The 19,829-nt window shown below is 69.0% G+C and carries 17 protein-coding genes and 1 pseudogene; 13 read left to right on the top strand and 5 right to left on the bottom strand.

Translation table 11 applies throughout. From position 1 onward, the window contains the following. Nucleotides 1-132 precede the first annotated feature (132 nt). Nucleotides 133-1,473, top strand: coding sequence for an MFS transporter (locus SK571_RS08395; RefSeq protein WP_319983453.1), 1,341 nt, complete (start codon nt 133-135; stop codon nt 1,471-1,473). Here SK571_RS08395 and SK571_RS08400 read toward each other — a convergent pair. Both SK571_RS08400 and SK571_RS08405 read right to left on the bottom strand, forming a co-directional pair. After that, nucleotides 1,402-1,671, bottom strand: coding sequence for a LuxR C-terminal-related transcriptional regulator (locus SK571_RS08400; RefSeq protein ID WP_319983454.1), 270 nt, complete (start codon nt 1,669-1,671; stop codon nt 1,402-1,404). The two genes, SK571_RS08395 and SK571_RS08400, sit on opposite strands and share 72 nt — an antisense overlap. Nucleotides 1,672-1,752: 81 nt before the next feature. After that, the gene (locus SK571_RS08405; RefSeq protein WP_319983455.1) at nt 1,753-3,189 is read right to left on the bottom strand and encodes a CCA tRNA nucleotidyltransferase; all 1,437 of its coding nucleotides are present in this window, start codon (nt 3,187-3,189) and stop codon (nt 1,753-1,755) included. 42 nt (nt 3,190-3,231) lie between these two features. Between SK571_RS08405 and SK571_RS08410 the strand changes: the two genes are divergently transcribed. The 10 genes and pseudogenes from SK571_RS08410 (at nt 3,232) to SK571_RS08455 (ending at nt 14,761) form a co-directional block, all read left to right on the top strand. Then, complete coding sequence (locus SK571_RS08410; RefSeq protein ID WP_266036302.1) at nt 3,232-3,747, top strand: NUDIX hydrolase; 516 nt, start codon at nt 3,232-3,234, stop codon at nt 3,745-3,747. Continuing rightward, nucleotides 3,744-6,041 (top strand): DUF6049 family protein, encoded by a 2,298-nt coding sequence (locus SK571_RS08415; RefSeq protein WP_319983456.1) that lies wholly within the window; start codon nt 3,744-3,746, stop codon nt 6,039-6,041. The genes SK571_RS08410 and SK571_RS08415 overlap by 4 nt, the downstream gene beginning before the upstream one ends. Continuing rightward, nucleotides 6,038-7,687, top strand: a complete 1,650-nt coding sequence (gene murJ, locus SK571_RS08420) for a murein biosynthesis integral membrane protein MurJ (RefSeq protein ID WP_319983457.1) — start codon at nt 6,038-6,040, stop codon at nt 7,685-7,687. Before SK571_RS08415 ends, murJ begins: the two co-directional genes overlap by 4 nt. A 37-nt stretch (nt 7,688-7,724) precedes the next feature. Then, a complete protein-coding gene (locus SK571_RS08425) occupies nt 7,725-9,242 on the top strand; it encodes a protein kinase family protein (protein WP_319983458.1) in 1,518 nt (505 codons plus the stop codon). 79 nt (nt 9,243-9,321) lie between these two features. Next, complete coding sequence (sigM, locus tag SK571_RS08430) at nt 9,322-9,939, top strand: RNA polymerase sigma factor SigM (protein WP_167976507.1); 618 nt, start codon at nt 9,322-9,324, stop codon at nt 9,937-9,939. Then, nucleotides 9,936-10,685: a hypothetical protein gene (locus tag SK571_RS08435; protein WP_319983459.1), complete on the top strand. Its 750-nt coding sequence runs from the start codon at nt 9,936-9,938 to the stop codon at nt 10,683-10,685. Before sigM ends, SK571_RS08435 begins: the two co-directional genes overlap by 4 nt. Nucleotides 10,686-10,762: 77 nt before the next feature. Next, nucleotides 10,763-11,743 (top strand): thioredoxin-disulfide reductase, encoded by a 981-nt coding sequence (gene trxB, locus SK571_RS08440; protein ID WP_319983460.1) that lies wholly within the window; start codon nt 10,763-10,765, stop codon nt 11,741-11,743. A gap of 33 nt (nt 11,744-11,776) precedes the next feature. Continuing rightward, the gene (gene trxA / locus SK571_RS08445) at nt 11,777-12,106 is read left to right on the top strand and encodes a thioredoxin (protein ID WP_319983461.1); all 330 of its coding nucleotides are present in this window, start codon (nt 11,777-11,779) and stop codon (nt 12,104-12,106) included. Nucleotides 12,107-12,326: 220 nt separating this feature from the next. Then, entirely contained in the window at nt 12,327-13,466 is a 1,140-nt protein-coding gene (locus SK571_RS08450) for an N-acetylmuramoyl-L-alanine amidase (protein WP_319983462.1), read from the top strand. 75 nt (nt 13,467-13,541) lie between these two features. Continuing rightward, nucleotides 13,542-14,761: pseudogene (locus SK571_RS08455) on the top strand (IS30 family transposase). A gap of 58 nt (nt 14,762-14,819) precedes the next feature. On the opposite strand, the gene SK571_RS08460 reads toward SK571_RS08455, so the two are convergent. Then, on the bottom strand, nt 14,820-15,452 hold the full coding sequence (locus SK571_RS08460) for a GNAT family N-acetyltransferase (protein ID WP_266036318.1): 633 nt from the start codon (nt 15,450-15,452) through the stop codon (nt 14,820-14,822). Between the two features lie 134 nt (nt 15,453-15,586). Between SK571_RS08460 and SK571_RS08465 the strand changes: the two genes are divergently transcribed. Together SK571_RS08465 and SK571_RS08470 are read left to right on the top strand one after the other, a co-directional pair. Continuing rightward, nucleotides 15,587-16,903 (top strand): aminotransferase-like domain-containing protein, encoded by a 1,317-nt coding sequence (locus SK571_RS08465; RefSeq protein WP_319983463.1) that lies wholly within the window; start codon nt 15,587-15,589, stop codon nt 16,901-16,903. A 16-nt stretch (nt 16,904-16,919) separates the two neighbouring features. Next, entirely contained in the window at nt 16,920-17,864 is a 945-nt protein-coding gene (locus tag SK571_RS08470) for a D-alanine--D-alanine ligase family protein (RefSeq protein WP_319983464.1), read from the top strand. Nucleotides 17,865-17,952: 88 nt separating this feature from the next. On the opposite strand, the gene SK571_RS08475 is transcribed toward SK571_RS08470, so the two are convergent. Together SK571_RS08475 and SK571_RS08480 are read right to left on the bottom strand one after the other, a co-directional pair. Further along, complete coding sequence (locus SK571_RS08475) at nt 17,953-18,921, bottom strand: ParB/RepB/Spo0J family partition protein (RefSeq protein ID WP_319983465.1); 969 nt, start codon at nt 18,919-18,921, stop codon at nt 17,953-17,955. Beyond that, nucleotides 18,918-19,793, bottom strand: a complete 876-nt coding sequence (locus SK571_RS08480) for a ParA family protein (protein ID WP_245983842.1) — start codon at nt 19,791-19,793, stop codon at nt 18,918-18,920. Before SK571_RS08480 ends, SK571_RS08475 begins: the two co-directional genes overlap by 4 nt. Between the last annotated feature and the right edge of the window lie 36 nt (nt 19,794-19,829).

Consider the following 19,829-nt stretch of genomic DNA (forward strand, 5'->3'; position numbering starts at 1 on the left):
TCGCGGAATACCGTTCGGCTGGAGCCGCGTAGTGCACCGCGCCGTGAGGCGACCTGGCATCCGGCACCAGGGGAGCCGGACCGCGAGGTCCGGCTTTCGTGGTTTTCACCACCACGCGCATAGAGTGCAACGGTGACAACGCTTGCGGTGGAGAAGCACCACTGGGGATCACGCCGGTTCCTCGGCATCCCCGCCTACCGCAGGCTCCTCGCCACCCGGCTCGCCTCCCAGTGGGGTGACGGGCTCTTCCAGGCCGGGCTCGCCGGTGCCGTGCTGTTCAACCCCGAGCGCCAGGCCGATCCCGCGGCGATCGCTGCCGGGTTCGCGGTGTTGCTGCTGCCGTACTCGCTGATCGGACCGTTCACGGGTGCGTTGCTCGACCGGTGGGACCGCAAGAAGGTCATCGTCGTCGCGAACGTCACGCGGGCCGCGTTCGTCCTGCTCACGGCGCTGGCGGTGGGTGCAGGGCTGAGCGGGCTGCCCCTCTACGTCTCCGCGCTCGTCGTCATGGGCATCGGCAGGTTCGTCGGGTCCGGCCTGAGCGCGTCGCTGCCGCACGTCGTCGACGAAGATCACCTGGTCGAGGCGAACGCGCTGACCACGACGGCCGGCGCGGTCATGGCCGTGATCGGCGCGGCCTGCGCTATCGGGTTCCGCACGCTGCTCGGCGCCGGGGACGGCGGTTCGGGGTGGACCACCAGCATCGCCGTCGTGGGCCTGCTGCTCAGCGCGTTCATCGCCAGCCGGTTCAAGGCGGGCGTGCTCGGGCCGGACGAGGTCGACGAGCCGCACAACGCCATCACGGCCGTGGCCCGCGGTCTGCTGGACGGCGCGAAGGCCACCTGGCGCACGCCGAGCGTCACGGCCGGGCTGGCCGCGTTGCTCGCGCACCGGGCCGCGTTCGGCATGAGCCTGATGATCACGCTGCTGCTGATGCGCTACACCCTGGAGGATTACGGCATCCTCAAGGCGGGCATCGGCGGGCTCGGCGAGGTCGCGGTCGCCGGCGGCGCGGGTGTGCTGCTCGCCGGGATTCTGACGGACCGCATCGTCGACAGGTTCGGCGTCAAGCGCACGATCTGCGGCGCGTTGCTGCTCACGGCCGCGGCCCAGGTCGGGCTTGGGTTGCCGATGACGCTGCCGTCGATCCTGCTGGCCAGCTTCGTGATCATCTTCGCTGGTCAGATCGTCAAGCTCTGCGTGGACACCGCGGTGCAGCACGACGTCGGTGACGAGGTGCGCGGGCGCGTGTTCGCGCTCTACGACACCCTCTTCAACATCGCGCAGGTCACCGCGGTGTCGATCACGGCGATGGTGGTCCCCCTGGACGGGCGTTCGCCCGCCCTCCTCCTCGTCGCCGCGAGCCTGTACCTGGTCGGGCTCGGCGCCTACCTGCTCCTGTCAGCGCGGAAACGGCAGGTGCAGCATCCCGGCCTCGTGCGCGAAGACGACGGCCGCCACTCGATCGGTTAGATCCAGGCGCCCCAGGATCTCGGCCACCTCGTCGGCCACCCGCTGTTGCCCGATGCCGAGCACGCGCGCGATCTCGTGGTCGGCGTGACCACGCGCGAGACACCTCAGCACGGCTCGTTGGTCGTCGGTCAGCACGTCCAGGTCCCGCACTGCAGGACCTGCGGAAAGTCCCCAAGCGAACATCTGCACCACCCCCATGCGCCCCCCTGGCGCACTGACCATGGTGCATCCCCGCGCTGACACTTCGCTAACGCGGGGATTCCATTCGCTCACAATGCGTTACGGAGCGGGTGGCGTGATGCCCTGTTCGCGCGCCCAGTCGAGCAATGCGGCCTCGGCTTCGTCGCGGTCCAGCGGCCCGCGGTCGAGCCTGAGCTCCTTGAGGAACTTCCACGCGGCGCCGACCTCGCGGCCCGGCTGCAGGCCGAGGAGCTTCATGATCTCGTTGCCGTCGAGGTCCGGACGCACGCGCGCGAGGTCTTCCTCGGCCGCGATGCGCGCGATGCGTTCCTCAAGGGAGTCGTAGGTCTTGCGCAGCAGGTTCGCCTTGCGCTTGTTCCGCGTCGTGCAGTCGGCACGGACGAGCTTGTGCAACCGCGTCAGCAGGTCACCGGCGTCCGTCACGTACCGGCGCACGGCCGAGTCGGTCCACTCGCCGTTGCCGTACCCGTGGAAGCGGAGGTGCAGGTAGACGAGCTTCGCGACGTCCTCGGTGATCTCCTTCGAGTACCGCAACGCCCGCAAGCGCTTGCGGACCATCTTCGCGCCCACAACCTCGTGGTGGTGGAACGAGACGCCGCCGCCTGGCTCGAACTTCCGGGTCGCCGGCTTGCCGATGTCGTGCAGGAGCGCGGCGATCCTCAGCACCAGATCGGGTGATTGATCAACTTCTTCAAGATCAATTGCCTGTTCCAGCACAACCAGCGAGTGGTCGAAGACGTCCTTGTGCTGATGATGTTCGTCGATCTCCAGCTTCATGGCCGTGAGCTCGGGCAGCACGATGTCGGCCAGCCCGGTCTCCACCATGAGCTCGATGCCGCGGCGCGGGTGCGCGCCGCACAGGAGCTTCGAGAGCTCCACCTGCACGCGCTCCGGCGTGATGCGGGTGAGCTGGCCTGCCATCGACCGCATCGCCTCGATCACCCGGGGCGCGGCCGTGAAGCCGAGCTGGGAGACGAACCGGGCGGCGCGCAGCATGCGCAGCGGGTCGTCGCCGAACGACTCCTGCGGGGTCGCCGGGGTGTCCAGCACGCCGTCGCGCGCGGCCTGCAGGCCGCCGGTCGGGTCCACGAACTCGCCGGCGGCGATGTCGAACGCCATCGCGTTGACCGTGAAGTCGCGCCGGACCAGGTCGCCGTCGATGGAGTCGCCGAAGGTCACCTCGGGGTTGCGGGTCACGCCGTCGTAGACGTCCGCGCGGAAGGTCGTGATCTCGATGATCTCGCCCTTCTTCGACGCGCCGACCGTCCCGAAGGCGATGCCGGTGTCCCACTGCGCGTCGGCCCAGCCGCTCAGCAGCTTCTGGATCTCCGCAGGTCGCGCGTCCGTGGTGAAGTCGAAGTCGTTCGTCGGGCGCCCCAGCACGGCGTCGCGCACACTTCCACCGACGAGGTAGAGGCGCTTGCCGGCGGCGGCGAACCGAGCGGCGAGTTCGGCGACGACAGGTGTGATGGCGGGTGGTTCCACCACCGCATTCTGCTGGAGCGATCGAGACACGAGAAACCAGCGTACTTAAGGTTCGTAAGTACGATCGGCCGTATGCCCCCGTCAGCCGCACGTTCCGGGAGTCCCAAGCCGGGGCGCCGGAAGCGGCGCCGGGGCCGGAGGCTCGAGACGGTCGACGAGACGTCGGCAGGTGGCCTGGTGCTCGACGGAGAGCGGCGGGCCGCGGTGATCGGCAGACTTGACCGGCGCGGCCGGTTGCTGTGGTCTTTGCCCAAGGGTCACATCGAGGCCGGCGAGACCGCGGAGCAGACCGCGGTGCGCGAGGTCGCCGAGGAGACCGGTATTCATAGCAGGGTGCTGCGCCCGTTGGGGTCGATCGACTACTGGTTCGTCGCTGACGACCGCCGGGTGCACAAGACGGTTCACCACTTCCTCCTCGAAGCGACGGGGGGAGAGCTTTCCGACGAAGACGTGGAGGTCACCGAGGTGGCGTGGGTGCCACTCGGCGAACTGGACGAGCGACTCGCGTATGCCGACGAGCGCCGCCTGGTCCGCCGAGCAGCCGAACTGCTCGCCGGCCGCTGCCGCAACGGGGCGGAGTCGGCGTGAGCCTGAAGAAGCTCGTCTGCACAGCCGCTGTCGCCGCGTTCGTGGTGATCACAGCGCCGGCCGCCGGCGCGCAGCAGGCGCAGCCGGACGAGGTCGACGCGTTGCCGTTCATGCCCGCTCCCGCCACCCAGGTGTGGGCGACCAGATCGCTCTCCGCCCAGCCTGGTCAGGCGCAACCGCAGTTCCTGCGGCTCGACATCGACCAGCTCACCCCCAGGTTCGTCACGAGCGACTCCCCGGCGACCGTCAGGATCACCGGCAAGATCGTCAACGTCGGCGACCGCAAGGTGTCCGACATCGTGCTGCGCCTGGAGCGCGGTGAGCCGCTCGACTCCGAGGACGACCTGCGCAAGGCGTTGCGGGAGCCGGCGGCGGCCGAGGCCGTGCAGCCCAAGTTCACCCCTGTCGCCGGCGAGCTCGAGGCCGGCCAGCAGAAGGACTTCGCCCTGGAGGTGCCGCTGCGCGGTACCGAGCCGACCTCGCTGAAGGTCGAGCGGCCGGGCATCTACCCGATCCTCGCGAACGTCAACGGCAGGCCGGACTACGGCGGCCAGGCGCGGCTCGCGGCGCTGTCGACGCTGCTGCCCGTGCTGGGCGTGCCCGGCGGGGAGACCAAGGGCAAGCCGGGCGCGGGCTCGAAGCTGACGGTGCTGTGGCCGATCGCGGACCGCCCGCGGCTGGTCCGGCTCGGCGGTGAGGGCCAGTCGGAGCTGATCGACGACGAGCTCGCGGCGTCGCTCTCGGTCAACGGCCGGCTGTACGGCCTGTTGCAGGCCTACGAGCAGGCGGTTCCGCAGATGAGCACGGCCATGTGCCTCGCCATCGACCCCGATCTGCTGCGCACCGTGCAGGCCATGAGCACCGGTTACAGGCTGCGCGGCGGCGCCGAGGGCAAGGGCAGGATCGAGGCGAAGCTGTGGCTCGACCGCCTCAAGCTCGCCGTCACCGGCCGTTGCGTCATCGCGCTGCCGTACGCCGACGCCGACCTCGTGGCGTTGAACAGGGCGAAGCTCGCGACCATGCGCACGCTCGCGGTGACCGACGGCCCCAAGCTCATCCAGGACGTCCTGTCCGTGCGGCCGCTGCCCGACCTGGTGTGGCCCGAGGACGGCGTGCTCGACCAGTCGACGTTCGACGAGCTGGTCACCCCGCAGCCGGACAAGGGCTACCCCGGCGTGAAGTCGCTGCTGCTCGACCCGACCGGTCTCGCGGACGCGCCGGGCACCGCGCCCGTCGCCGTCGCCGGCAAGAACCCGGTGACCGCGGTGAAGATCGACTCGATGGTCTCGGACGCGCTGCAGGGCAGTGAGTCGCGCCCGCGCACGTTGTCCGGCGTGACCACGCCGGTCGAGAGCCAGCCGGTGTCCGTGCAGAACGCGCTGGCGGTGCTGGTGTTCCGCGCCGGCTGGCAGGGCGACGGCCGCAACGTGCTGGTCGCGCCGCCGCGTCGCTGGCACGCGCCGCTCTCGGAGATGACCGAGTTCCTCACCACCGCCCAGAAGCTGCTGACCGGCGGTTACGCGACCCAGACCGGGCTCGAGGAGCTCACCGGGGCCACGCCCGCGGTGACGAACGCCAAGGTCGCCTACCCGCCGGAGGCCGGTGCGCGGGAGATCTCGGCGATCATCTCGAACTCCGTGACGAACCAGAGCGTCGAGCTCAACGGTCTCGTCGCGGCCATGCAGCAGGAGGACACCGCGCACGCGTCGCCCGCCGACCTGGCCGACCCGCTGTGGCTGGGACTGCTGCGGGCGATGTCCGGCGCGTGGCGGGGCAACGAGCAGGGCGCCCGGTCCGCGGCCGAGGTCAGCCAGAACGAGCTGAACTCGCTGACCGGCATGGTCGGCGTGACGCAGCCGAACAGCCCGATCCTGCTCGGCTCCGGCGACAGCCCGATCCCGGTCACGATCACGAACAAGCTCGACGTCCGCGTGACGGTCCGGATCGACCTCGCCGACACCCCCGGCATCCGCAAGCTCGACCTCGCCGACCAGGTGCTCCCCGCCCGCGGCGAGCGCGTCGTGCGGGTGCCCGTCGAGGTGCTGCGGTCCGGCCGGTTCCCGGTCAACGTCCGGCTGACCACTCCCGAGGGCGTCCCGCTCGGTGACACTGTCAAGCTGGAGGTGTCGTCGTCCGCCTACGGCACCATCACGGTGATCATCACCGTGATCGCCGGGATCGCGCTCGTCCTGCTTTCCGGGCGGCGCATCTACAAGCGGGTCCGCGCTCGCAACGGCGAGAACGGCGGCGCACCGTCCATCGAGAACGTCACACCGGAGAAGTCGAGCGCGTGAGCGAGACAGCCACGACCACCCAGCCAGAGCAGCAGAACCAAGCACCGTCGGTCGCCAGGGCGAGCGGCTCGATGGCGATCGCCACGATCGTCAGCCGAGGCACCGGCCTGCTGTCGAAGGTGCTGCTCATCGCGGTGATCGGCGCCGAGGTCCTCGGCGACTCGTACCAGGCGGCGTCGACGCTGCCGACCATGATCAACGAGCTGCTCCTCGGCGGCATCCTGACCAGCGTGGCGATCCCGCTGCTGGTCAGGGCCGAGAAGGAGGACGGGGACGGCGGCGAGTCGTACGCCCAGTGGCTGATCACCATGGGCACGCTGATCCTCGGGGTCGGCACGGTCATCGCGATGGCCTGCGCGCCGTTGCTGACCGACCTCTACATCTCCGACTCCCAGGACGCGAACCCAGAACTGGTCACCGCGTTCGCCTACCTGGTGTTGCCGGGCATCGTGTTCTACGGCCTGACGGCGCTGCTCAGTGCCGTGCTCAATGCACGGCACGTGTTCGGCATCCCCACGTGGGCTCCGGTGCTGAACAACCTCGTCGTGATCGTCGTGCTGGTCGTCTACGCGCTGCTGCCCGGTGAGCTCACGCTCAACCCGGTCAGCATGACCGACACGCACCTGCTGGTGCTCGGTCTCGGCACCGCGCTCGGTGTGGCCGTGCAGGCGTCCGTGCTGTTTCCGGCGCTGAAGAAGACCGGGTTCCGCTTCAAGTGGCGGTTCGGCTGGGACTCGCGCCTCTCGGAGTTCGGCAGCCTCGCGTTCTGGGTGCTGCTCTACGTCGGGCTCGGCCTGGCCAGCATGACGGTGCTGACGAACGTGGCGACGAGCGCCGAAGGCACGCTGACGGCGTTCAACTACCAGTGGCTGATCGCCCAGGTGCCGTACGGCGTCCTCGGTGTCTCGCTGCTGACGGCGCTGATGCCGAAGATGAGCCGGGCGGCCGCGAACAACGACAACGAGTCGATCGTGCGCGACCTGCTGTTCGGCAACCGCATGTCGGCGATCCTGCTGATGCCGTTCAGCGCGTTGATGACGGTGTCCGGTCTGGCGATCGGCCTCGCGGCCTTCGCCTGGGGCAACTCCGGCGTCGACGGCGGCACGAGGATCGGTCTCGCGCTCGCGCTCTCCGCGTTCGGTCTCGTGCCCTACGCCGTGACGCTGCTGCAGCTGCGTGTCTTCTACGCGATGAAGGACGCCCGCACGCCGACGCTCATCCAGGCGTTGATCGTGGCGGTGCGCATCGGGCTGCTCTACCTGTTCCTCGGCGTGTCCACGCAGGGAGACGCGTCGCAACTCGCCGTCGGCGTGTCGCTCGCGATGTCGCTGAGCTTCGTCTTCGGCGCGATCGTCGGCCAGGTGTGGCTGCGGGTCCGCCTCGGCCGCCTGCGCACCGGTTTCACCATCTGGACCGTCTGCCTCACCGTCGTCGCCTCCTCGCTGGCCTTCGCGGTCGCCAAGGGCGTGAACTGGCTGGTCCTGGGCATGCTGGGGGGCATCGGCCCGGTCGTGGCGGCCTGGATCGAGGTCGTGCTCGTGACGGCGATCGGCCTGCCGCTCGCGTTCGGCCTTTTGGCGGCGTTCCGGGTGCCCGAGATGAAGCCGGTGATCGCCAAGATCAACCGTTTGGTGCGGCGAAGGTGACTCCAGTCCGTGAGCGCCGTCCCGTACCCTCGTGTCCGTGAGTAGCGGAGTTCACGCCGCCCTGAATCCCGGGGGCGTCATCGGCAACGGCCGCTACCGGCTGCTCGCGAAATCCGGAGCGGACGCGCGGTCCAACGCGGAGCTGTGGCGCGCGCGGGACGGCCAGCTCAACCGGGACGTGGCGCTGACGGTCCTGCTGGGCGATCTCGCGGACAACGACGCGGCCGCCCGTGCCCGCCGAACGGTCGAACGGGCGATGCACGCGGCGTCGTTCACGCACCCCGGCGTGTCCAGGGTGATCGACGTGCTCACGCCCGGCACCGGCATCCGTCCCGACGAGGGCATCCTCGGCATCGTCATCGCCGAGTGGACCCAGGGCACCGACCTGATGGACCTCATCGCGGAGGGCCCGCTGCCGGCGGGCGCCGCGACCCGCCTGCTCGAACCGCTGGGCGCCGCCATCGAGGGCGCGCACCACGCCGGTCTCGTGCTGGGCGCCGACCACCCGCAGCGCATCCGGGTCACCTCGGACGGCCGCCTGCGCCTCGCGTTCCCCGGCCCGCGGCCGGACGCGATCGCGCGCGACGACGTCAAGGGTCTCGGCGCGATCCTGTACCTGCTGCTCACCGGCCGGTGGGCACTGCCGGGCGGTCCTCAGGGCGTGCCGGTCGCACCGACCGGGCCGGACGGGTCCGTGGTCGCCCCGAACGCGCTGCACCCGTACCTGCCGCACGACCTGTCGTCCGTCGCGGTGCGGTCGCTGGAGGATACCTCGGTGGGCGGCATCCGGACGTCCGCCGCGATCCTGCAGGTCCTCGACCAGATCGCGGCCGAGGAAGCCCAGACCGCGCTGATCCCGGCCGTGGCGTCGACCCGCGATGACGACGACCAGGTCGTGTGGACGACCCAGCGCCCGCGGCAGGACAAGCAGCAGAAGAAGAAGCTGTGGATCAGCGTCGGCGTGCTCGCCGTGGCCACGCTGACCGTGATCGTCTGGCTGAGCGTGCAGATCGTCGGGTTCTTCAGCGACGAGCCGTCCAAGGGCGGCGGCCCGACCGTGGTGATCAACCAGCCGGGGTCGAACGGCCAGAGCGCGCCTCCGCCCGCACCCGCCGGGCCGGTGCAGCCGGCGGCCATCGGCGTCTACGACGTGACGAACCAGCCCGACAACCCGAACCAGGCGAGCCGGGCGGCCGACAACAACGCGGGCACGTTCTGGCGGACCGACAACTACTTCCAGCCGTTCCCGACGCTGAAGCCCGGCATCGGGCTGATGGCCTCCTTCGCGGAGCCGGTGAAGCTGGCCTCGGTCACCATCACCTCGCCCAGCAAGGGCACGCACGTCGAGATCCGGTCCGCGTCCGCGCTGGACGCGCCGATCGAGGAGACCAAGGTCATCGGGGTCGCCGACCTGTCCGACGGGCAGACGCAGATCCAGCTCAACGACCACGAACCGACCGGTCACGTGCTCATCTGGATCACGCAGTTGACGAACGCCGGCGGCGGCAAGAACCAGTCGGAGATCCGGGAGATCCTCTACACGCGAGCGCAGTAGGACGCCGAGTAGAACTACGTCGGCACTCTGGGTAGACCTGTCCGGGTGATCTGTGATCACCCTCGCTAAAGTTCCTCCCGTGACCGCCGCAGCCAGCTCGGACGCCGATCTCATCTCGGCCCACGCCGCAGGTGACCCCTACGCGTTCTCGGAGCTGGTCAAACGGCACCGCGACCGGATGTGGGCGGTGGCGTTGCGCACGCTGCGTGACCCGGAAGAGGCCGCGGACGCGCTGCAGGAGGCGTTCATCTCCGCCTTCCGGGCGGCGTCGTCGTTCCGCGCGGAGTCACAGGTCACCACCTGGCTTCACCGCATCGTGGTGAACGCGTGTCTCGATCGGATGAGACGCCGACAAACAAGACCGACAGTGCCCTTGCCCGAGGCCGGTCCCGGCGAACCCGTCGCGCCCCGTGACGCGATGAGCGACCGCGAGACCAGCCTGATGGTGCAGCAGGCGTTGATGGAGCTGCCGGAAGAGCAGCGGGCGCCCATCGTGCTGGTCGACGTCGAGGGGTATTCGGTCGCCGAAACGGCGCAGCTCCTGGGCATCGCGGAGGGCACGGTCAAGAGCCGGTGTGCGCGGGGTCGCGCCAAGCTGGCCAAAGTTCTCGGGCACCTCAGGAACCGAATCGCAGATGCGAACGTCCCAGCTGACGGTGTGAATGTGCAAGAGCAACGTCAGTGGGAGGGCCGATGACCGGCATGGAGCGCGTGCCGATGGGTCCGCCGTGGTCTGTTGACCTCATCGCGGACCTGCACGCGGGCGTGCTGCCCCCTGAGGTCGCCGCACAGCTGCGTCCGAGGGTCGAGGCGGATGCCGAGGCCAGTGAGATCCTGCGGGCGCTCGACGCCACGCTGGAGGACCTGCATTCGTTGCCGCCCGTCCCGATGCCCGACCACGTGGCCGCGCGGATCGACGCCGCACTGGCCGCACTGGCCGCGGAGGCCCGTCCCGGCCTCGCGCCGGTCGTGTCGCTGAACGACGCGCGCAAGCGCCGCAACCGGCGGCTCGGCATGGGCGGTGCCGGTGTGCTGGTCGCCGCCGCGGCCGCGTTCGGCATCGTGCTGGCCGTGTCGCCGGGCGCGCAGCAGCCGCCCGCGAACGACGCCGCGCCCGCGCAGACGAGCAAGCCGAGTGCTGCGCCTCCGCTCGCGCTCAAGCGCGACGAACTGGGCTCCGCGGTCGGTGAAGTGCTCAAAGCGCAGAACTACGGCCCGCTGGAGACCCCCGACCGGTTGGCCGGCTGCCTGAAGGGCGGCGGCATCACCAGCTCGGGCAACCCGCTCGGCATCAGCCCGGTCGAACTCGAGGGCAAGTCCGCGGTCATGGCGATCCTGCCCGCCGGGCTCGGCAAGTACCGGCTGGTCGTGCTGGACCCGGCGACCTGCGGACCGGACAAGCCGGAGGGCGTTCTCGCGGACACGACCGTGGGCCAGAGGTAGTCGCTCAAGTCACGGAATTAGCTGCACCTACGATCCGTTGAGCCAGTCAGACGACGAGATCGAGGAGTTGCAGAGCCGTGAGCGTGCGCAACGTGATCATCATTGGATCGGGACCGGCGGGGTACACCGCGGCGGTCTACGCGGCACGCGCGCAGCTGGAGCCCCTGGTCTTCGAGGGTTCGCAGTACGGCGGCGCCCTCATGACGACGACCGAGGTCGAGAACTACCCGGGCTTCCGCGACGGCATCATGGGCCCCGAGCTCATGGAGCAGATGCGCGAGCAGGCCACCCGCTTCGGTGCCGAGCTGCGCGCCGAGGACGTCGAGTCGGTCGAGCTGACCGGGGAGATCAAGAAGGTCGTCGCGAACGGCGTCGAGTACGAGGCCAAGGCCGTCATCCTCGCGATGGGTGCCGCGGCCCGGTACCTGAACATCCCCGGCGAGCAGGAGCTGCTCGGCCGCGGTGTGTCCGCCTGTGCGACGTGCGACGGCTTCTTCTTCCGCGACCACGACATCGCCGTGGTCGGCGGCGGCGACACGGCGATGGAGGAGGCGACGTTCCTCACGCGCTTCGCCAAGTCCGTGACGGTCATCCACCGCCGCGAGGAGTTCCGTGCCTCGAAGGTCATGCTGGAGCGCGCCCGTGCCAACGAGAAGATCAAGTGGCAGCTGAACACGCAGGTCACCGACGTCCTCGGTGACGGCACGGTGTCCTCGATCAAGATCAAGGACACCCAGACCGGCGCCGAGTCCGAGCTGCCCGTCACCGGTTTCTTCCTCGCGATCGGCCACGACCCGCGCTCGGCGCTGGTCAAGGGCCAGGTCGACCTGGACGCGGAGGGCTACGTCCTGACCAAGGACAAGTCCTCGTACACGAACCTGGACGGCGTGTTCGCCGCCGGTGACCTGGTCGACCACGAATACCGTCAGGCGATCACCGCCGCCGGCTCCGGTTGCAGCGCTGCGATCGACGCGGAACGGTGGCTCGCCGAGCACGGCACCGAGCAGGCCGAGATGGCCGCCGAGGCCGTCGGTGGCGGCTACGGCAAGAGCAACTGAAGTTCCTTCTGCGAGTCTTTTAGGGAGATCAACATGGCAGGCGCCACCGTCACGGTGACCGACAAGTCGTTCGCGGACGACGTGCTGACCAGCGAGAAGCCCGTGCTGGTCGACTTCTGGGCGACCTGGTGCGGCCCGTGCAAGATGGTCGCCCCGGTGCTGGAGGAGATCGCGGCCGAGCACGGCGAGAAGATCACCATCGCCAAGGTCGACATCGACGCCAACCCGTCGATCGCCCGCGACTACCAGATCATGTCCGTGCCGACGCTGATCCTGTTCCAGGGCGGCCGCCCGGTGAAGCAGATCGTCGGCGCGAAGCCCAAGGCCGCGCTGCTGAACGACCTGTCGGACGTCCTGGCCTGAGCCGAGAAGTTGCAGAGGACGAGAAGTTCTCTGCAACGCGCAACGTGACCCGCCCGTCTATCGATAAGACGAGCGGGTCACGTTCGTTTTTGCGGCCGGGAACGTGATCTCGGTACAACAGTGAGTAGCCCTGCATCGATCACTTAGCGCAGCAGGGCACAATGAAGACTTCCCAACTGACGCGCCGACCAAGTTCGGCGCCCTAGTCGAGCGAGGGTGCATGCAGCTGCTCCGCCGCGGGGACGTCGGAAGTGATGTTGCCGAGATCCGGTCGACCCTGACCAGGCTCGGACTGCTTCCGCCGGCCGACCCACAGGCGCCGCCGGTGTTCGACCAGCAGGTCGAGCACGCAGTGCGCGCGTTCCAGCAGCAGCGGGGGCTGATCATCGATGGCATCGTCGGCCCGGCGACCTACCGTTCGCTGCGTGACGCGACGTTCCGGTTGGGGGACCGGCCGCTCGCGTTCCTGATGTCGCAGCCGACGACCGGCGACGACGTGCTGGCACTGCAGGAACGCATGTTGGAGCTCGGCTACGACGCCGGCCGCGCCAACGGCGTGTTCGGCCAGCAGACCGAGCAGGCGCTGAAGAACTTCCAGCGCGACTACGGGCTGATCGTGGACGGCATGTGCGGTCCGGACACCGTGCGCGCGTTGCGTCAGCTCCAGCCGAAGGTTCGCGGCGGCCGTCCCCAACTGCTTCGTGAGCAGGAACGACTCCGCGGCGCCGGGTCACGCCTGTCCGGCAAGCGGATCGTCATCGACCCCGGCCACGGTGGCCAGGACCGCGGTGTGGTCGTGGACGGGCTGTCCGAGGCCGACCTGATGCTGGACCTGGCCCGTCGCCTCGAAGGCAAGATGGCCGCCACCGGTATGGAGGCGCTGCTCACGCGCGGGCCGGACAACTGCCCGGACGAGAACGAGCGCGCCCGGTTCGCGAACGAGGCCGGCGCCGACCTGATCCTGTCCCTGCACGTCGACGGCAACTCGTCGCCGAACGCGCAGGGCGTGGCGACGTTCCACTACGGCACCGGCAACGGAACGTCGTCGACGGTCGGTGAGGCGCTGGCCGGGTTCATCCAGCGCGAGGTCACCGCCCGCACGACCATGTCGAACTGCGGTTCGCACCCGAAGACGTGGGACCTGCTGCGGCTCACCCGCTGCACGGCCGTCCGCGTCGAGGTGGGCTACCTGACGAACGCGGAGGACCGCGCTCGGCTGGCGACCCCCGGGTTCCGCGACATCGTGGCCGAGGGCATCCTCGTGGCCGTGAAGCGTCTCTACCTGCTCGGCAAGGACGACCAGCCGACGGGCACCTTCACGTTCAACGACCTGCTGCGCTACGAGATGGCCAAGGGCTGACGTTCTGACGAAAAAGGCCCCTCCGCTTCGCTTGGGTTCAAGAGGTCGTTGCAACACCCGAGTTGAGGGGTTGCGATGGACTTCGAGATCCGGAGCGATCGGGGACCGCAGGGCCGGAAGAAGCTGGTCCGTGAGCGGGAGCTTTACCTTTCCCTTGTGGATCAGGGGATGAGCAACAGCCAGGCGTGTCGTGTCGTGGGTGTGAACCGGCGCACGGGCAATGTGTGGCGTCATGGGCGGCCGGAAGGTCGTGTGGTGAAGTCCCGTCCACCAGCACGGAAACCGCTGGTGGGCGGGACTTCGTCTCGTTTCCTGACCGAGAACGAGCGGATCGTGATCGCCGATATGCGGCGGGCGAAGGCCACGATGCGGGCGATCGCCGCCGAGCTGGGCCGGCCTGTGTCGACGATCAGCCGGGAACTCAAGCGGAACTCTCATCAGGGGAGCGGTGACTATCGGCCGCATGCCGCGCAGGCCCGTGCGGATGCCCGGCGGGCCCGGCCCAAAGGCGGGAAGATCGCGGCCTGCCCCGAGTTGCGGGAGGTAGTCCAGGACTGGCTGGGGCTGGAATGGAGCCCGGAGCAGATCAGTCGTAGCCTGCGGCGGGAGTTCCCCGACCGGCCGGAGATGCGGGTGTCGCACGAGACGATCTACCAGTCGCTCTATGTGCAGGGCCGGGGTGAGCTGCGACGCGAGTTGACGCGGGCGTTGCGCACCGGCCGTACCTATCGCAAGCCGCAAACCAGGCCTGATCAGCGCGCTTCCAGGTTCATCGAGCCGATGGTGATGATCAGCGAACGTCCCGCCGACGCGGACGATCGAGCCGTGCCAGGGCACTGGGAAGGCGACTTGATCATCGGCAAGGACCAGCAGTCCCAGATCGGCACTCTGGTCGAACGAGCCACCCGCTACGTGATGCTGGTGCACCTGCCTGCGGACCGGACCGCCGAGACCGTCCGCGACGCCCTGGCCGCGACCATCGCGACCCTGCCCGCCGAATTGAAACGGTCTCTGACCTGGGACCAAGGCAGCGAAATGGCGCTGCACCACCAGTTCAGCACCGCGGCCGGCCTGCCGGTCTACTTCTGCGACCCGCACTCGCCCTGGCAGCGCGGCTCCAACGAGAACACCAACGGCCTGCTGCGCCAGTACTTCCCCAAAGGCACGGACCTGTCGGTCCACACCGCCGAACACCTCAACGTGATCGCAGCCAGGCTCAACGGCCGCCCACGCAAACGCTCGGCTGGGACAACCCAGCCGAGCGCCTCGCTAAGCTCCTGACCGAAGCCAGTTGATCACTTCTGTTGCAGCGACCCCTTGAAAGCGCCTCGGCGAGGGGGCCTTTTCGCTGTCTCAGACCGGGCGGAAGCTGGGTTCCGCGGTGGAGACGGTGACGCTGTTGAGGAGCCGTTCGAGAGCGGCCTCCACGTCTTCCTTCCAGGTGATGGAGCTGCGGAGCTCCATCCGCAACCGGGGCCAGCGCGGGTGCGGCCGCACGGTCTTGAAGCCGACGCTCGTGAGGAAGTCGGCCGGCGTGACGCAACTGGCCCCTTCGTCGTCCGGGCGCATGTCGCCGAACGCCTCGATGGCCTTCACGCCACGACGCGTCAGATCCTTCGCCACGGCCTGCACGAGGACTCGCGCGAGCCCGCCCCCTCGGAACTCCGGGAGGACGTCCAGCGACGTCATGAGGACGGCGTCCGGGCTCACCGGGGACGTCGGGAAGGCGGAGCTGCGCGGAACGGCGGCCGGTGGTGCGTAGAAGACCGAACCAGCGGGAATGCCGTCGCAGTAGATGATGCGGCCGCACGAACCCCACTCGAGCAGGACGCTGGAGACCCAGGCTTCCTTCTCGAACTCGGTGTCGCCGTATTCCTCAGCCTGTTCGCGCAGGTGAGGGGCCAACTCCCAGAAAACGCACGTCCTGCTGTGCTTGGAGAGATGCTCCAGGTTGTCCAGCGTGACGCCCACGACGCGACGGGACACCCCGACCTCCACCCGTTAACACACACAGTGAACCCATACGAGGGTAGGCGAATGTGACGGAACCCGGAAGGCGCGTGCCCTGAACGGGACGACGGTTACACTCGCTCGGGACATTTCCTATACAGGAGTCCCACATGACTGCGCCCGGACAGCCCGCCAAGCAGGGCCCCAGAAGCCTCGACCCCCACCTCCGCCGCTACGCAGCGCGCACGGCAGGGATGACGGCATCGGAGATCCGGGCACTTTTCGCAGTCGCGTCCCGTCCCGAGGTCGTATCGCTGGCCGGTGGCATGCCCCACCTGGCCGCTCTGCCTCTGGAGTCGCTGTCCGCGGAGATCGGTCAGCTGGTGGCCACCGAGGGCCTGGTGGCCCTGCAGTACGGCTCGGCGCACGGTGTCCCGATGCTGCGCGAGCAGATCTGCGACGTGATGGCGCTGGAAGGCATCAACGGCCACCCGGACGACGTGGTGGTGACCGTGGGCTCGCAGATGGGCCTCGACATGGTCACCCGGATCTTCTGCGACCCCGGTGACGTCGTCATCGCCGAGGGGCCCTCCTACGTGGGCGCCCTCGGGTCGTTCACCGCGTACCAGGCGCAGGTCGTGCACGTCGCGATGGACGCTGACGGGCTCGTGCCGTCGTTGCTGCGAGAGGCCCTCGAGGCCTGCAAGCGCAACGGTCAGCGGGTCAAGTTCCTCTACACGATCCCGAACTTCCACAACCCGGCCGGCGTGACGCTGGCGGTGTCGCGGCGAGCCGAGATCCTGGAGATCTGCCGGGCCTACGGCGTGCTGGTCGTGGAGGACAACCCGTACGGGCTGCTCGGGTTCGACGGGCAGACCTACCCGGCGCTGCGGTCGATGGACCCGGACAACGTCGTGTACCTCGGGTCGTTCTCGAAGACGTTCGCGGCCGGTCTGCGGGTCGGCTGGGTGCTGGCGCCGCACGCGGTCCGCGAGAAGCTGGTGCTGGCCGCCGAGTCCGCCACGCTGTGCCCACCGACGCTGAACCAGATGGTCGTGTCCCGGTACCTGTCGACGCAGGACTGGAAGGGCCAGATCAAGACCTATCGCGAGGCGTACCGGGAACGCCGGGACGCGGCGATCTCCGCTCTCGAACAGCACATGCCGCAAGGTTCCACGTGGAACATTCCGGATGGCGGCTTCTACGTCTGGGTGACGGTGCCGGAGGGCATCGACACGAAGGCGATGCTGCCCCGCGCCGTGACGGCCCGCGTGGCGTACGCGTCCGGCACTGGCTTCTACGCAGACGGCTTCGGCTCCCGCCAGTTGCGGATCTCGTACTGCTACCCGACGCCGGAACGCATCCGCGAGGGCGTCCGCCGCCTGGCGAACGTCATCGAGGAAGAGATGCAGCTGGCCGCGACCTTCGGGGCGACGCCGGGCCGTCAGCTGTCCGGCCCGCAGACCCCGTCGCCCGACACCGCCTGATCCTTGGAGTTCTGCTGTGGCTGACCGCATGGTCGCTGTGCTGTCCGGTGGGCTTTCCCACGAACGTGAAGTCTCGATCCGCTCCGGCCGCCGGTTGTCGGCCGCCCTGCGGTCCGTGGGCGTGACGGTGGAGGAGTGGGACGCCGACTCGTCGTTGCTGACGCGGTTGCGGGACAACCGTCCGGACGCCGTCGTCGTCGCGCTCCACGGTGGCGAGGGCGAGAACGGATCGGTCCAGGCGATCCTCGAGATGTTCGGGGTGCCGTACGTGGGCACCGACTCGCGGGCGTGCCGGCGGGCGTGGGACAAGCCGACTGCGAAGGCCGAGCTCGCCCGTGCCGGGCTGGCGACGCCGGAGTGGGTGGTCCTGCCGCACGCGACGTTCCGGGAACTGGGTGCCAAGCCGGTGCTCGACGCGATGGTCTCGACGCTGGGGCTGCCGTTGATGCTGAAGCCGGACCAGGGTGGCTCGGCGCTGGGCGCCCAGGTCGTCCGTGACGCCGCGGAGCTGCCGCCGGCGATGGTCGGCTGCCTGGCGTACGGGGACACCGTGCTGGCCGAGCAGTTCATCTCCGGGGTGGAGGTGGCGGTCGCGGTGGTCGACGGCCCGGAGGGTCCGTACGCGCTGCCGGCCGTCGAGATCGTTCCGGAGACCGGGGTCTACGACTACACCGCTCGGTACACCGCGGGGCTGACGGACTTCCACGCGCCGGCTCGGTTGGACGCGGCCTCGGCCAAGGCGGTGGGGGAGCTCGCGGTGGCGGCACACCGGTTGCTCGGGCTGCGGGACGTGTCACGGACCGACGCCATCGTGGCCGAGGACGGAACCGTCTACTTCCTCGAAGTGAACGTGTCGCCGGGACTGACCGAGACATCGCTCCTGCCGATGGCCGTCGAGGCGGCGGGGCAGTCGTTGGGCGAGATCTACGCCGGTTTGATCGAGCGTGCTGTCGTTCGTTGATCTCTGCTCATAGGTGACGCCCCGTATCCGAATGGATGCGGGGCGTCATCGTCACCGTGACATAAGGCCCGTGGGTGATCCTATGGGCCTACTCCGATGTCCGAATTGTCGTTTCTGGGCTCATCATGCCGATGATCCTTTGAAGATCATCAACTGACCCGAATTCGACCACGATCCGGCCTTTTCGCTGCCCGAGTTCGACCTTCACACGGGTGTCGAAGTTGTCCGAGAGGCGCTCGGCGAGCTCCTGCAGACCGGGCGCGTGCAGCTGCTTGCGCGGCGCGGCCTTCTCCTTCTTGGGCTTCTCGTTCTTGGCGACGGTCACCGCTTCCTCTGTCGCGCGGACCGACATGCCCTCGGCGATGATCCGTGCCGCGAGGTCTTCCTGCGCTCCCGCGTCGTCCAGACCGAGAAGCGCCCGCGCGTGGCCGGCGCTCAGCACGCCCGCCGCGACCCGTCGCTGAACGGGGAGGGGGAGCTTCAGCAGCCGGATGGTGTTCGTGACGACGGGGCGGCTGCGGCCGATGCGTTCCGCGAGTTCTTCGTGCGTGACGCCGAACTCCTCCAGCAGCTGCTGGTACGCCGCCGCTTCTTCGAGCGGGTTGAGCTGGACGCGGTGGATGTTCTCCAGCAGCGCGTCCCGCAGCATGACGTCGTCGGCGGTCTGCCGCACGATGGCCGGGATCGTCTTGAGCCCGGCCTGCTGAGTGGCTCGCCACCGGCGCTCGCCCATGACGAGCTCGAAGGTGTCCGCGGTCAGCTCGCGGACCACGATCGGCTGCATGAGCCCGAACTCCTTGATGGAGAACGAGAGCTCGTCGATCGCATCCTGGTCGAACACCTGGCGCGGCTGCTTGGCGTTGGTCCTGATCGCCGTGACCGCGATCTCGCGGTAGATGGCGCCCGCGACCTCACCGGCAGGCTGCTGGACCTGGGTCTTGCTGGCCCCGTTGCCGCCCATCGCGGGCCGGATCGTGCTCGGCGCACCGGCCGGCGGACCCTGCGGGATGAGTGCGGCGAGACCGCGCCCGAGTCCGCCCTTGCGCTGCTCCGTCATGCGCCCTCCTTCTTCGCCCCGCGGATCGCGATCTCCTTGGCGGCGTCGAGGTAACTCATCGACCCGCGCGAGCCTGGGTCGTACGTCAGCACCGTCTGCCCGAATCCTGGCGCCTCGGAGACCTTCACGCTGCGCGGAATCACCGTGCGGAGCGCGACGTCGCCGAAGTGACCGCGCACCTCACTGGTCACCTGGTCGGCGAGCTTGGTGCGTCCGTCGTACATGGTGAGGAGGATCGTGGAGATCGCGAGGTCGGGGTTGAGGTGCTGCTGCACGAGCTCGATGTTGCGGATCAGCTGGCTCAGCCCTTCCAGCGCGTAGTACTCGCACTGGATGGGGATCAGCACCTCCTGCGCCGCGACCATCGCGTTGACGGTCAGCAGACCGAGGCTCGGCGGGCAGTCGATGAAGACGTAGTCCGGCTGCAGCTGGTCGAGCGCCTCGGAGGAGAGCGCCTCCTTGAGCCGCGACTCACGCGCCACCATCGAGACGAGCTCGATCTCGGCGCCCGCGAGGTCGATCGTCGCAGGCACGCAGAAGAGGTTCGGTGACGTCGGGCTGACCTGAGCCGCCTCGGCGATGGAGATCTCGCCGAGCAACACCTCGTAGACGGACGGCGTGCCGCTGCGGTGCTCGACGGAGAGCGCCGTGCTGGCGTTGCCCTGCGGGTCGAGGTCGATCACGAGCGTCTTGAGTCCGTGAATGGCGAGCGCGGCAGCGAGGTTCACCGTGCTCGTCGTCTTGCCGACGCCACCCTTCTGGTTGGCGACGGTCATCACCCGGCGATGGGTCGGGCGGGGGAGCAGTGACTCGTCGGGGTGCAGCACGCTTGCCGCACGAGCCGCCTCTTCTGCAATCGGGGTCCACACCACGGCGCTGTCATCTCCGTTGTTGGTCGGCTTGGCTTG

Source organism: Lentzea kristufekii (assembly GCF_033949925.1).
GTDB lineage: Bacteria > Actinomycetota > Actinomycetes > Mycobacteriales > Pseudonocardiaceae > Lentzea > Lentzea kristufekii.